We start from the raw sequence: 12,911 nt of genomic DNA on the forward strand, positions 1-12,911 counted from the left end.
CGCCCGGTCCCATTCCGAACCCGGAAGCTAAGCCTGACAGCGCCGATGGTACTGCAACCGAAGGGTTGTGGGAGAGTAGGACACCGCCGAACTTTCTTTACGGAAAGGCCCCGGTCGAGAACCAGAAATGGTTCTCCCGGGGCCTTTTCTTATGCCCGCGGCCGGCCGCCGGTTCGCGCAGTCGGCCGGGCGAACGGCTCCGCCAAGCAAGCCGACCCGCCCGGCGAGCCGCTCGCCAAAGCTCGGAGGGCGAAGCAAGGCCGCCGAGAGCAAGCGGGCGAGCGGGCCGCCGCCGAGTGGGGCCGCCGCCGAGTGGGCTCTCCCGCGAGCGGGCGCCCTCGAGTGGGGCCGCCGCCGAGTGGGCTCTCCCGCTAGCGGGCGCCCTCGAGTGGGGCCGGCGCCGAGCGGGCCGGCGCCGCTACTCGGCCGGGCGGCGCAGCAGGTACGTGTCCATGATCCAGCCGTGCCGCTCGCGGGCCTCCGCGCGCGTCACGCGGATCCGCTCGGCCAACTCCGGTGTGAGCGGGCCCGACAACAACACCTCGTCCGGAGTCCCCACGTACGCACCCCAAAAGATGTGCAAGCCCGAGTCCGTGAACTTCTCGAAAGTCGTGTTCGCGTCCAGCAGCACGAACACGTCGTCGACCCCCTCGGGCCAGCCCGTGGCCAGCCGGCGGCCCGTCGTCAGCTGGACCGCCCGCCCGATCTGGTTCATCGTCGTCCGGTGACGGGCCACCAGCGCCGAAATGCTGCTGATCCCCGGGACCACCTCGTACTCGAACGCCACGTTCCCCCGCGCCAGCACCGCCTCGATCAACGCGATCGTGCTGTCGTACAGCGACGGGTCGCCCCACACCAGGAACGCTCCTGCCGAGTCGGGGCCGAGCTCCGACAGCAGAAGCTCCTCGTACACCGACGCCCGGGCCTCGTGCCAGTCGGCCACCGCCGCTCGGTAGTCGGATGGCGTGCGATCCCGCGGCGGGTCCGAAGCCAGCACCACGCGGTAGTCCGTCCGCGTCACGAAGCGGTCGAGGATCTCCTGCCGCAACCGGACCAGGTCCGCCTTCTCCGAGCCCTTGTCGAGCACGAAGAACACGTCGACGCGGTTGAGGCGGTCGATCGCCTGGACCGTCAGGTGCTCCGGGTCGCCGGCGCCGATCCCGATCGCGTAGAGCTTGCGCATACCGCGAGTGTGGTGGGGGTCGCGAGTGAACCCCTACCCCCGATGGGTATAAAGGAAGGAGAGCGAAAGGACTCCGAGATGACCGAATCGAGCTACACCGTCGAGGGCATGACCTGCGGACACTGCGCCACCTCGGTCCGCGAAGAGGTCTCCGAACTCGAAGGCGTCCAGAGCGTGGACGTCGACGTCGAGAGCGGCCGCGTCACCGTGACCAGCGCCACCCCGCTCTCCGCCGACGCCGTCGCCGCGGCCGTCACCGAGGCCGGATACCGCCTGGTCGCCTGAACCATGACCACCGCGACCCGCGTCGAACTCGCCATCGGCGGCATGACGTGCGCGTCGTGCGCCGCGCGGGTCGAGCGCAAGCTCAACAAGGTCGACGGCGTGACCGCGACGGTCAACTACGCCACCGAAAAAGCCCAGGTCAGCTACCCGAGCGCGCTGTCCGTCGACGACCTCAAGGCGGTCGTCGAGGCCGCCGGGTACTCCGCGAAGCTGCCCGAGCCCGAAGCGCCCGATGAGACGCCCACGCTGCGCAAGCGTTTGCTCCTTTCGGCGGTCCTGACCGTCCCGGTGATCGCCCTCGCGATGGTCCCGGCCTGGCAGGTCGACCCGTGGGTCCTGCTCGCCCTCGCCGCCCCGGTCGTGACGTGGGGCGCGTGGCCGTTCCACCGCGCCGCGGCCGTCAACCTGCGCCACGCCACCGCCACCATGGACACGCTGATCTCGCTCGGCGTCGTCGCGTCGGTGGCCTGGTCGCTGTACGCGCTCTTCTTCGGCGCGGCCGGCGACCACCTGTACTTCGAGGTGGCCGCCGCGGTCACCACGTTCATCCTGGCCGGCCGCTACTTCGAGGCCCGCTCCAAGCGCCGCGCCGGCGCCGCCCTCCGCGCGCTCATGGACCTCGGCGCGAAAGACGTCACCGTCGTGCGCGACGGCGAAGAGCACCTGATCGCCGTCGAACAACTGCAGGTGGACGACGTCTTCGTCGCCCGGCCCGGCGAGAAGATCGCCACCGACGGCGTCGTCACCGAAGGCGGCTCCGCGGTCGACACCAGCATGCTGACCGGAGAGCCGGTGCCGGTCGAGGTCGGGCCGGGGGACGCGGTCACCGGCGCCACCGTCAACGTCGGCGGGCGGCTGTTCGTGCGCGCCACCCGCGTCGGCGGCGACACCCGGCTGGCGCAGATGGCCCGGCTCGTCGAGGCCGCGCAGAACGGCAAGGCCGAGGTGCAGCGGCTCGCCGACCGGGTCTCGGCGGTGTTCGTCCCGCTGGTCGTCCTCGCGGCGCTGGCCACGCTGGTGGTCTGGCTCGCGACCGGCGGGCGGCCCGACCAGGCGTTCACCGCCGCCGTCGCCGTGCTGATCATCGCCTGCCCGTGCGCGCTCGGCCTCGCGACGCCGACGGCGCTGCTCGTCGGCACCGGCCGCGGCGCACAGCTCGGCATCCTCATCAAGGGCCCCGAGGTGCTCGAGAACACGCGCCGCGTCGACACCGTCGTGCTGGACAAGACCGGCACGGTCACCACCGGCCGGATGACGCTGGTCGAGGGCGACGGCGAGCCGCTGCGGCTGGCCGGAGCCGTCGAGGCCGCGTCCGAGCACCCGATCGGCCGCGCCATCGCGGACGCGGCGAAACAGCGTTTCGGCACCCTCCCGCCCGTCAGCGACTTCCGCAGCATCCCGGGCGTCGGGGTGACCGGCGTGGTCGAAGGACGCACCGTCAGCGTCGGACGCGCCGGCGGCGCCGCGCTCGGCGTGACATGGGACGGCGAGGTCCGCGGCCACCTGGTCGTCGCCGACACGATCAAGCCGACGTCCGCGCAGGCGGTCGCCGAGCTGCGCGCACTCGGCCTGACGCCGATCCTGCTGACCGGCGACCACGCCGGCGCGGCCCGGGCGATCGCGGCCGAAGCGGGGATCGACGAGGTCGTCGCCGAGGTGCTGCCGGCGGGCAAGGTCGACGTCGTCAAGCGGCTGCAGGCCGAGGGGCGCGTGGTCGCGATGGTCGGCGACGGCGTCAACGACGCGGCCGCGCTCGCCCAGGCCGACCTGGGGCTGGCCATGGGCACCGGCACCGACGCGGCCATCGAGGCGAGCGACCTGACGCTGGTGCGCGGCGACCTGCGCGTGGCCGCCGACGCGATCCGCCTGGCCCGCCGGACGCTCGCCACCATCAAGGGCAACCTGTTCTGCGCGTTCGCGTACAACGTCGCGGCGCTGCCGCTGGCCGCGCTCGGCCTGCTGAACCCGATGATCGCCGGCGCGGCGATGGCGTGCTCGTCGGCATTCGTGGTGAGCAACAGCCTCCGGCTGCGCCGGTTCCGCTGAACCCCCGGAGGGTATAGTCGGTGGTCAGGGACGGGTGACGACGGGGACAGGTGGGCGATGACGGGTTACGGCACCGAGCGGGAGGCGTACCTCAAGCGCCTGCGCCGGATCGAGGGGCAGATCCGCGGGCTGCAGCGCATGGTCGAGCAGGACAAGTACTGCATCGACATCCTGACGCAGGTCTCGGCGGCGACGAAGGCCTTGCAGTCGTTCTCGCTCGAGCTGCTCGACGAGCACTTGGCGACGTGCGTGGTCCAGGCGGCCGCGGCCGGCGGCGAAGAGGCGGACCTGAAGGTGCGCGAAGCTTCGGACGCGATCGCGCGGTTGGTGCGTTCCTAGCGCACCAGCACCGCCAGGGTGAGGCCGCCGGCGTTGGTCGTGAAGTGCACGATCACCGACGCCAGCACGCCCCGGCCCGTGTGCCGCCACCAGTGCAGGAAGATCCCCGCGACGCCCGCCGCGGCCATGGCCAGTACCTGGAGCACCACCACCGGGGTCGCGCCGAACACCGCGTGGACCGCCGCGTTGCGGCCGATCGCCAGCGCCGGGAGCGCGTGCCACAGGCCGAACAGCGCCGCCGCGCCGAGGATCGGTGGCCAGCGCCAGCGGTCGTCCGTCGCGCCCAGCAGGCCCGGCAGCACGCCGCGGAACGCCACTTCCTCGATCAGCACCGTCCCGAACAGGATGCGGCCGCAGGTCAGCCACAGCAGCTGCCCGAGGTCGGGGTCGCCGACGCGGCCGTCCTGGTACACCGTGCGCAGCGCCGGCACCGCCAGCGCGATCCCGAACACCACCGCGATCAGCCCCGCCCCGGCCAGGCCGACCAGCGCGGGCCGGCGGAGCGTGCCGAGCCCGAGGCCGGTCCACGTGCACCCGGCGGCCCGGCCGAGCGCCACCAGGATCGCCGCCGCGACCAGCCCGCACACCGGGTACGCCCAGCCCGGCAGCACGCGGTTGGCCAGCGTCGTGGACGCGGCCAGCACGACGACCGCCGCGACCAGGGCGAACGGTCGCGTCAAGGGAGGATGTCCCGCGAGTCGAGCGCGTGGGGCAGCCGGTCGCGCAGCGCTGCCGCCGACGCTCTCGGCGCGGTTCTCGGGGACCTCACCCGACGATCATGGGGGCTGCCCGGGCGGCGGGCAACCGTCAGCCGACGGCGTCGGTGAGGTCGGCGGGTGAGCGCCGCTGGACCGGCACCCGCTTCGACATCGGCAGGGTGGCTTCGGGATCGAAGGGCGCGGGCCGGTCGTCGAGGGCGACGGCCGCGTCGGCGAGCAGCGACCGGCAGCCGGTGAGGCTCGCCTGGAGCTTGTCGCGGACCTCGGTGAGGGCCGTGACCTGGCGCTGGGCCGCTTCGACGAGGGATTCGCTCCGGGTCGTGGCTTCGGTGACCAGGCGTTCGGCCTCGGCTTCCGCCGTGGTGACGAGCTTCTCGGCACGGGCTTGGGCGGTGGCGAGCTGCTTTTTCGCTTTGGTTTCGGCAGTCGTGAGCTGCTGGCTGGCCTGGGCTTCGGCGGTTGTGACCAGCTTCTTGGCCTTCGTCTCGGCGGTGGTGAGCTGCTCGCTGGCCTGGGCTTCCGCGGTCGTGACCAGCTTCTTAGCCTTGGTTTCGGCGGCGGTGAGCTGCTCGCTGGCCTGCGCTTCGGCTGTCGAGACCAGCTTCTTGGCCTTCGTCTCCGCGGTCTTGACCAGCTTCGCAGCCTTGGCCTCTGCCGTCTCGACCTGTGTCTTGGCTTCGGCTCGGGCGGTGCTCACCAGGCGTTCGGCCTGGGCTTGCGCGGCCGCGAGCTTGCGTTCGCCCGTCTTGACCAGCTGATCCGCCTTCGCGCGCGCGGCCGCTTCCTCCTCGGCCAGCGTGCGCATCGAGTCGGCGCGGCGGACCGTCATCGCGTGCGTGTGATCCTCTTCCTGCTGGGCACGGCGGTGCGCGGCGGCCTCGTCGAGCTCGCGGCGGCGCTGCTCGGCCGCGCGGAGGAACTCCTCGTGCTCCACGCGCCGGCGCTCCGCCTCGGCCTCGGTCTCGGCGACCAGGCGGCGTTCCTTCTCCGTGAGCCGGATCGCCTCCTGCTCGGCCTCGCGGACCAGGCGCTCGGCCGTTTCCGTTGCCCGCGCGGTGATTTCGGTCGCTTCCTCTCGGGTCAGCTCGATCATCCGGCGGGAGCGCTCCTGCAGCGCGTCCGGCTCGATCGGGGTGCGGCTGATCCGGTCGATCTTCACGCGGAGCTCACGGTTGTCCTCGACGAGCGCGGTCACGCGCTGCCGGGCCGAGTCGCGTTCGGCGGCGAGTCTGCGCATCTCGGCTTCGGCCCACGCGACGTACTCGGCGACCTGCGCGCGGTGAAAACCGCGCCACACCAGGTCGAATCCGGGCTGCGTGCGCACCACGTCCTCGCCACCGCCGGGGGCCATGCCTCACCTCCGAATTGGATGGTTTCTCCTCGGCCGCACGTTTTCCTTGCGGTACCGGGGAATTCCGCGTCCACCCCAGTGTGCCGCAAACCCGCCCCCGCGCGCTGCCCGGGCGGGCGATCATTCGTCGAGCGGTTCTCCCGGACCGGTGGACGTGCTCCGGACGCCGGGCAGTTCGGCGAGCTCGGCGGCCAGGTCGTAGAGATCACCGCGGCCGTCGAGGCGCAGCGTCACGACCGCGATCCGTTGCCCCTCTTCGGAAATCGGTTCGTGATCCACGTCCACGTGGTGCACGCTCCAGCCGCGTCCGGTGCACGCGGCCAGCGCCGCGCGCAGCACGCCGTGGCCGTCGAGGTAGCTCAGCCGCACGACCGGCGGCTCGCGGCGGTGCCGCGCGACGAACCGCTGCAGCGGCGGGAAGCCGCGGGTCACCACGAAGTGCCCGATCGTCGTGCCGACGGCGAGCACCGGCAGCCCGGCGCCGCACGCCGTGCCGACCGCGGCGGTGAGCCAGATCGTCGCCGCCGTCGTCAGGCCACGCACGGCGTCGCGGCGGACGAAGATCAGGCCGCCGCCGATGAAGCCGATGCCGGAGACGATCTGCGCGGCGATCCGCGACGGGTCGAGCGAGATGTGGTCGGTGCTCAGCAGGTCCGCGAAGCCGTACTTCGACACGAGCATGAACACGGCCGAGCCGACGCCGACCAGGCTGTGCGTCCGCAGCCCGGCGGCCTTCATGCCCGCTTCGCGCTCGAGCCCGATCGCGACGCTGAGCACCAGCGCGAGCAGGACCGGCGGCAGCAGGTCCCACTGCGCCGAGGTGGACCACAGAGTGGTCAAGATCACTACCTCCCGGGGGTCTTCGGTGTCGGCAAGCGAGGAGATTCGCCGGGGCCGCCACCTGGGCATACTGGGCCGGAAGCCCCGATCGTGCCAGGTGAGGTGGGACGCGTGACAGCGAGTCGGCCGGCCCCGGACTTCGTGGGCTACCCGGAGGTGCGGCGCGGTGTCCGCGCCCTGCTCGGCGGCCGCGACGGCGTCGGCGGGCGGCGGGTGCCGGCGTGTCCGGAGTGGACCGTCGCCGACCTGCTGGGCCACCTCACCGGGATCGCCGAGCGCGTCCTCGCGCGCCACGGCGGCCCGGTGCCGGCTTCGGCGGCGTCGACGGTCCCCGAGCTGCTCGACCACTGGGACGACGTCGGCGAGGACCTCGACCGCCGCCTCGCGGAGGCGGGCGGCCGCAGCGGCGAGGTCATGGTGATGGACGCCTACACCCACGAGCTGGACCTGCGCGCGGCGCTGGGTGTGCCGCCGCCGGTGGAGCACGCGGCCTGGGCGCCGAGCTTCGAGGTGCTGGTCCGCGGGTTTTCGGGCTCGGTCGCCGGCCGCGAGCTGCCGGCGTTGCGCCTGCGCACCACGGGCGGCTCCCAGTGGACGGCGGGCGCCGGCCGGCCCGCGGCGACCCTGACGGCGCCGGCGCACGAGCTGTACCGCGCGCTGGCGGGCCGGCGGTCGCTCGCCCAGCTGGCGGGGCTGGAGTGGAGCACGGCGCCGGGGCCGTGGCTGCCCGCGTTCAGCTGGGGCCCGTTCAGCCCGCCGCGCTCACCGGGGGTCTGAGGTTCAGCCGCCCGGCGGGGTGGCCGACAGCACCGCCGCCAGGGCCAGGACCACCGAGGCCAGCGCGACCTCGGCCGTCACCGCCAGCCGCAGCCGGCGCAGCTCCACCGTCAAGACGGCCGTGCCGCCATCGCCGCCCGTCACGCCGCGCTGCACCGCGCGGCGGGCCACGTTCGCCACCAGGAGCAGCGCCGCGAAACCGGCGATCTTGCCCAGCAGGAGGAGCCCGTACGTCGTCGTCCACAGCGCGGACACCGACGGCACGATCCGCAGCGCCAGCACCCCGCCGCTGATCGCGATCAGCGCCACGCAGTTCATCGCGAGCCGGGAGAACCGCGTCACCACCGGCCCGAGGTCCGGCGTCCGGCGGACCAGGCACAGCGCGAGCTGGACCAGCCCGCCCGCCCACACCGCGATCGCGCCCCAGTGGACCAGGTCGGCCGCCACCGAGAAGTACAGCACCCGGTCGGTCACCGGGTGGCCGCTCGCCGAGAAGCTCAGCAGCGCCGCGAACCCGGTGATCATCGCCAGGTTCTCCAGCCGGCCGCGGCGCGCCGACGCCGGCTGAGCCGCCAGGACGCGCGGGAGCACCGCTGCCAGCACCCCGGCCGCGACCAGCCGGACCAGCAGCAGCTTGCCGTAGGACAGCCGGAGCGTGTCAGCGAGCAGATTCGGGTCCAGCAGCGCGCCCAGGCCGCGCCCGGCCGCGTACGGGCCCTGCAGCACGAACGTCGCGACCGCCGTCCCCGCCGTCAGCCGGACGCCCGCCTTCAGCAGCCGCCGAGCCCGGGGGTCGGTGCGCCCGGCCGGGTGGCACGTCAGCAGGAACACCAGCCCGCCGAGCAGGACGATGCCGGCGAAGGACAGCCAGCGCACCACCGTGGACACCACGTCGACCGCCGGGTCCGTGCCGGTCGCCGCCGCGACCGCGCCCGCCGAGGTGATCAGCGGGCCGGCGCCGACGACGAAGGCGAACGTGCCGCGCACCGGGTGGGAGTCAGTCGAGATGAAGGCGTATTCGACGAGGTAGCTGCCGTCGGGCAGGTCCGGCTTCAGCCGGACGGCCACCTGCTCCGCGACGTCGCCGGGCTGGAACACCGGCCCGGTGTCAACGGCGGTGCCTCGGGTGTCGACGACCTTGAGCGAGCCCGGCTGGATGCCGACGTTCTCCGACAGCGTCACCGACACCTGCGCGGGCGCCGCGGTCAGCCGCGAACCGTCGCCGGGGGTGGTCGAGACGATCTCGACGTGCGCCGACGCCGGTGCGGCGGTGAGCACCAGCCAGCCGGCCAGGAAGGCCAGCAGGGCCAGTGCCCGCCGCGCGGCCCGGCCGCTCACGACGCGGCGAGGGCGGGCGGGCGCAGCCCGCAGGTGCAGCCGGTCAGCTCGTGCTCGGCCACCGACGCGCGCCGGTGCAGCACGACCGCGACGATCATCGGGATGGTGACGATCGTGTTGTAGAACAGGTGCAGCTCGACCCGGGGCACGAGCAGCTGGATGATGCTGGTCGGCACCTTCTGCCCGGCCAGCCGCCAGCCGGTCTGCGCCTGGATGAACAGCAGCAGGTGCTCGATGTGGTGCCAGAACTGGATGGCCAGCGCGAGGTTCCACCACTGCCGCGACCGCCCGGCGAAGCCGTGCCGCAGGATCCACAGGAACACCAGCATGACGAGCGCGTAGCCGTAGTGCAGCCACTCGGAGCTGATCAGGGCCGGGAACGGCATCCCGAGCACGCCGCGCGCCTTCGGGGTCGGCCAGCCGAGCACGTAGATCTGGAACGCCTGCACGATGTGCTCGGCCCAGTGCCCGATCACGACCACCATGAACACCGCGAGCGCGCGGTGGTGCCAGCGGCTGTTGAGCGGGCGGAGGAACCCGGACGGGCGGGCGAGTTCGGACGTCGACATGCAGACCCCAGTTCACCAAGACGACGATGTGCGTCGACGATAGCCGTTCCCGGAGTGGCTTCCGTTACTCCGGATTGCTGATCCCGCAAGGGAAGTTGCGACGCCCGGCGGATTGCGTACCGCCGGGCGGCGCCGCGCTCAGTGGACGGAGAGCCCGGTCGGGCGCTCCGGGGCCGGCGGGATGTGGAACAGCCGGGTGAACAGCTCGAGGTGCGCCGGGTCGCCCTGGACGCGGACCTTGCCGCTGGAGATGGCGTCCTGGGCGGACAAGCTGCCGTTGAGCAGGTCGAGGATCGCCGGGCCCTGCGGCTCGATCACCAGGTCGGCCGCGGGCAGCGAGCCGGCGGAGGCCTTGAGCGAGCCGTCGTCGACCAGCGCGTGCACGATCATCTCGCCGCCGAGGTGGTGCAGCTCGTAGTTGACGTGCACGCCCGCGGCTTCCTCCTCCTGGAAGGTCGTGTAGAGCGAGATGATCGCGGTGTCGAGGGTGTAGACCTCGTCGGCGCGCGGGTAGGTCAGCGACCGGGCGCCCCACAGGCCGAGGTCCAGCACGATGTGGTCGAGTTCGCAGCCGTACTCGGTGAGCTCGTAGACGACGCCCGCGTCCAGCTGCGACAGGACGCGGCGGCGGATGACGCCCGACTCCTCGAGCTCGTTGAGGCGCGAGGTCAGGATGCTCACGGGGATCCGCGGCAGCGTGCGCTGCAGGTCGTTGAACCGCTTCGGGCCGAGCATGAGGTCACGGATGACCAGCAGCGACCACCGCTCGCCCACGATCTCGAGCGCCCGGGCCAAGCCGCAGAACTGTCCGTACGTGCGAGCAGAGGTAGGCATACTCGGGTCCTCACTATGTCTCGGGTGCCAGACCGGGCGCCACCGCGTTCGCGCGGGAACGCGAGTTCGGTTACGGTGCCCCCGACGCACCGTGCCGCCACGGGCGTCGCTGTCTACGGTGACGGTTCCCCGCCGGGTGCGGCCAGTGAGCGACGCACCGGTGCCCCATGCGTTTTCCATGCCAAACCATGCGTTTCGCACGACTTGCCGGTGCTTTGAGCACTGGCTGAGTAGACCTGTCGTGGAGCAGGATTTCCTTCTCTCGTCCCGCCCAGCCCCGGATCGGCAGGAGGGCCCATGCGCACGACAGCGGTGGACGCGCACGGCAGCGGCGCCACGGACGTCCCGGTGCCGGTGCGCGCCCCGGCGTTCCGGCGGCACCTGCGCGCGGAGGTGCGCGAAGGCAAGGGGGCGTACCTGTTCTCCGAACAGGGCGTGATCGCGATGCGCGGCGCGAAGATCGAGTCGCTCGCGGCGTTGCTCGACGGCACCCACGACCTCGACCGGCTGCTGCGCGGCCGGCCCGGCGGGATGGCGCCGGAGGAGGTCGCCGCGCTCCTGGCCCAGCTCGTCGACGCCGGGCTCGTGACGTTGCGCAGCCCCGGCACCGACGACGTCCCGGGCGACGAACGCGCGCTGGCCTACTGGGACGCCTGCGGGGTGGACGCCGACGTCGTCGCCGCGCGGCGGGGCACCGTGCGGCTGACCGCGGTCGGCGACAGCGCCGACGGCGTCGACTCCGGCGCCGTCGAACGCGCGCTGGCCGGCGCCGGGCTCGAAGTGGTCCGCACGGACACCGGCACCGCCGACCTGTCGGTCGTGCTGTGCGCCGACTACCTCGACCCGCGGCTGGCCGGGATCGACGCCGAGCACCGCCGCGCCGGGCGGCCGTGGCTGCTGGCCCGCCCGTCCGGGGCCCAGGTGTGGATCGGCCCGGTGCTGCAGCCGGACGGCGCCTGCTGGCACTGCCTGACCCACCGGCTCTGGGGCCACCGGCACGCCGAGGCGTGCGTGCAGGAGGAGCTCGGCCACGCCGGCCCGGCGCGCCGCCCGGTGCCCGCGCTGCCGCCGCTCACCTCGGCCGCGGCCCACCTCGTCGCGCTCGAGGCGGCCAAGTGGGTGGCCGGGTACCGCCACCACGGCCAGCAATGCGTCTGGACGCTCGACACGCTCGACCTGCAGGGCAGGCTGCACGAGCTGCACCGCCGCCCGCAGTGCCCGCGCTGCGGCGACCGGTGGCTGGTGACCTGGCGCTCGGTGCGCCCGGTCGAGCTCCGGCCGGCGAAGAAGGCGACCACCGGGGGCGGCGGGCACCGCACGGCGACGCCGTCGCAGATGCTCGAGCGGCACCGCCACCTGGTCAGCCCGGTCACCGGGATCATCAAGGAGATCCGGCGGGACCCGGACGCGCCGTGGTTCGCCAACGCCTACCGCTCCGGGCCCAACGTCGCCCGCGGCGTCACCGCGATGGCCGCGTTGCGCGCCAGCCTGCGCTGCGAAAACGGCGGCAAGGGCGTCAGCCCGCTCGACGCCGAGGTCAGCGCGCTCTGCGAGGCGGCGGAACGGTTCTCCGGCAACTTCCAGGGCGACGAGCTGCGCATCCGCGCGTCCTTCGAAGAGCTGGGCGAGGAAGCCGTGCACCCCAACGCGTGCATGCTCTTCGCCGACCGCCAGTACGCCGGCCGCGCGGACTGGAACGCCGAGCACGCGGCCTTCCAGCACGTCCCGGAGCCGTTCGACCCGGCCGCCGTCGTCGACTGGACGCCGGTGTGGACGCCGGCCGGGCGCCGCCGCCTGCTGCCGACTTCCTACCTGTACTACGGGATCCCGCGCGAGAGCGCGGCCCCCGGGGTGCGCGCGGACTCCAACGGCACCGCGGCGGGCAGCAGCCTGGAGGACGCGGTCCTGCAGGGCGCGCTGGAGCTCGTCGAGCGCGACGCCGTGGCGCTGTGGTGGTACAACCGCACGCCGGTGCCGGGCGTCGACCTCGCGTCCTTCGCCGACCCGTGGCTGGACGAGATGGCCGCCGGCTACGCGGGGATCGGCCGCGAGATGTGGGTCCTCGACGTGACGTCGGACCTGGGGATCCCGGTGACCGTCGCGGTTTCGCGGCGGACCGACGGGCCGCACGAGGACATCATGATGGGCTTCGGCGCGCACCTCGACCCGCGGATCGCGGTGCGCCGCGCGGTGACCGAGCTCAACCAGATGCTGCCCGCCGTGCAGGCCGCGGGCCACGACGTCGACGACCCGGACGCGCGGCGCTGGCTCCGGTTCGCCACCGTCGCGAACCAGCCGTACCTGCGGCCGGTGGCGGGCGAGCGGATGCGGACCGCCGCGGACTTCCCGTTCGTCAACCGCGCCGACGTCCGGGACGACGTCGACGCGCTGACCCGGGTGTTCGACCGCGCCGGCGTCGAGCTGCTGGTGCTCGACCAGACCCGCCCGGACGTCGGGATCCCGGTGGCGAAGGTGCTCGCGCCGGGCCTGCGGCCGTTCTGGGCGCGGTTCGCGCCCGGCCGGCTCTTCGACGTCCCGGTCCGGCTCGGCCGGCTCGACGCGCCGACCCCGTACGAACGGCTCAACCCGTTCCCGATGTTCCTCTGAGCGCCACCACGGGCTCGGTTTCG

Annotated in this window: 12 protein-coding genes and 1 rRNA gene; 6 read left to right on the plus strand and 7 right to left on the minus strand. The window is 73.3% G+C overall.

Annotated features, from left to right (window positions below):
* Positions 1–92: ribosomal RNA gene (rrf, locus tag ACIRSS_RS38535) — 5S ribosomal RNA — on the plus strand; the annotation flags it as partial.
* 326 nt (positions 93–418) lie between these two features.
* Here the strand turns inward: rrf and cobF are convergent.
* A complete protein-coding gene (cobF, locus tag ACIRSS_RS38540; protein ID WP_400904068.1) occupies positions 419–1,183 on the minus strand; it encodes a precorrin-6A synthase (deacetylating) in 765 nt (254 codons plus the stop codon).
* A 78-nt stretch (positions 1,184–1,261) separates the two neighbouring features.
* On the opposite strand from cobF, the gene ACIRSS_RS38545 reads away from it, so the two are divergent.
* From ACIRSS_RS38545 to ACIRSS_RS38555, 3 genes are read left to right on the plus strand one after another with little or no spacing between them, the layout of a single operon-like run.
* The gene (locus tag ACIRSS_RS38545) at positions 1,262–1,468 is read left to right on the plus strand and encodes a heavy-metal-associated domain-containing protein (RefSeq protein ID WP_400904069.1); all 207 of its coding nucleotides are present in this window, start codon (positions 1,262–1,264) and stop codon (positions 1,466–1,468) included.
* A gap of 3 nt (positions 1,469–1,471) precedes the next feature.
* On the plus strand, positions 1,472–3,514 hold the full coding sequence (locus ACIRSS_RS38550) for a heavy metal translocating P-type ATPase (protein ID WP_400904070.1): 2,043 nt from the start codon (positions 1,472–1,474) through the stop codon (positions 3,512–3,514).
* A 57-nt stretch (positions 3,515–3,571) separates the two neighbouring features.
* Positions 3,572–3,853: a metal-sensitive transcriptional regulator gene (locus ACIRSS_RS38555; RefSeq protein WP_086678475.1), complete on the plus strand. Its 282-nt coding sequence runs from the start codon at positions 3,572–3,574 to the stop codon at positions 3,851–3,853.
* On the opposite strand, the gene ACIRSS_RS38560 is transcribed toward ACIRSS_RS38555, so the two are convergent.
* From ACIRSS_RS38560 to ACIRSS_RS38570, 3 genes are all read right to left on the minus strand, one after another.
* Positions 3,850–4,533, minus strand: a complete 684-nt coding sequence (locus ACIRSS_RS38560) for a CPBP family intramembrane glutamic endopeptidase (RefSeq protein WP_400904072.1) — start codon at positions 4,531–4,533, stop codon at positions 3,850–3,852. The genes ACIRSS_RS38555 and ACIRSS_RS38560 overlap by 4 nt on opposite strands.
* Positions 4,534–4,660: 127 nt before the next feature.
* Entirely contained in the window at positions 4,661–5,923 is a 1,263-nt protein-coding gene (locus tag ACIRSS_RS38565) for a DivIVA domain-containing protein (RefSeq protein ID WP_400904074.1), read from the minus strand.
* Between the two features lie 120 nt (positions 5,924–6,043).
* Complete coding sequence (locus ACIRSS_RS38570) at positions 6,044–6,763, minus strand: MgtC/SapB family protein (protein WP_400904078.1); 720 nt, start codon at positions 6,761–6,763, stop codon at positions 6,044–6,046.
* A 111-nt stretch (positions 6,764–6,874) separates the two neighbouring features.
* Between ACIRSS_RS38570 and ACIRSS_RS38575 the strand changes: the two genes are divergently transcribed.
* Complete coding sequence (locus ACIRSS_RS38575) at positions 6,875–7,540, plus strand: maleylpyruvate isomerase family mycothiol-dependent enzyme (protein WP_400904083.1); 666 nt, start codon at positions 6,875–6,877, stop codon at positions 7,538–7,540.
* Positions 7,541–7,543: 3 nt separating this feature from the next.
* On the opposite strand, the gene ACIRSS_RS38580 is transcribed toward ACIRSS_RS38575, so the two are convergent.
* From ACIRSS_RS38580 to ACIRSS_RS38590, 3 genes are all read right to left on the minus strand, one after another.
* On the minus strand, positions 7,544–8,878 hold the full coding sequence (locus ACIRSS_RS38580) for a copper resistance CopC/CopD family protein (RefSeq protein WP_400904084.1): 1,335 nt from the start codon (positions 8,876–8,878) through the stop codon (positions 7,544–7,546).
* Positions 8,875–9,447 carry a hypothetical protein gene (locus tag ACIRSS_RS38585; RefSeq protein WP_400904086.1) on the minus strand — a complete coding sequence of 191 codons (573 nt, stop codon included), beginning with the start codon at positions 9,445–9,447 and terminating at the stop codon, positions 8,875–8,877. The genes ACIRSS_RS38580 and ACIRSS_RS38585 overlap by 4 nt, the downstream gene beginning before the upstream one ends.
* Positions 9,448–9,585: 138 nt before the next feature.
* Entirely contained in the window at positions 9,586–10,281 is a 696-nt protein-coding gene (locus tag ACIRSS_RS38590; RefSeq protein ID WP_400904087.1) for a winged helix-turn-helix transcriptional regulator, read from the minus strand.
* 297 nt (positions 10,282–10,578) lie between these two features.
* On the opposite strand from ACIRSS_RS38590, the gene ACIRSS_RS38595 reads away from it, so the two are divergent.
* The gene (locus ACIRSS_RS38595) at positions 10,579–12,888 is read left to right on the plus strand and encodes a TOMM precursor leader peptide-binding protein (RefSeq protein ID WP_400904089.1); all 2,310 of its coding nucleotides are present in this window, start codon (positions 10,579–10,581) and stop codon (positions 12,886–12,888) included.
* Positions 12,889–12,911 lie beyond the last annotated feature (23 nt).

Source organism: Amycolatopsis sp. NPDC101161, from assembly GCF_044768185.1.
Classification (GTDB): domain Bacteria; phylum Actinomycetota; class Actinomycetes; order Mycobacteriales; family Pseudonocardiaceae; genus Amycolatopsis.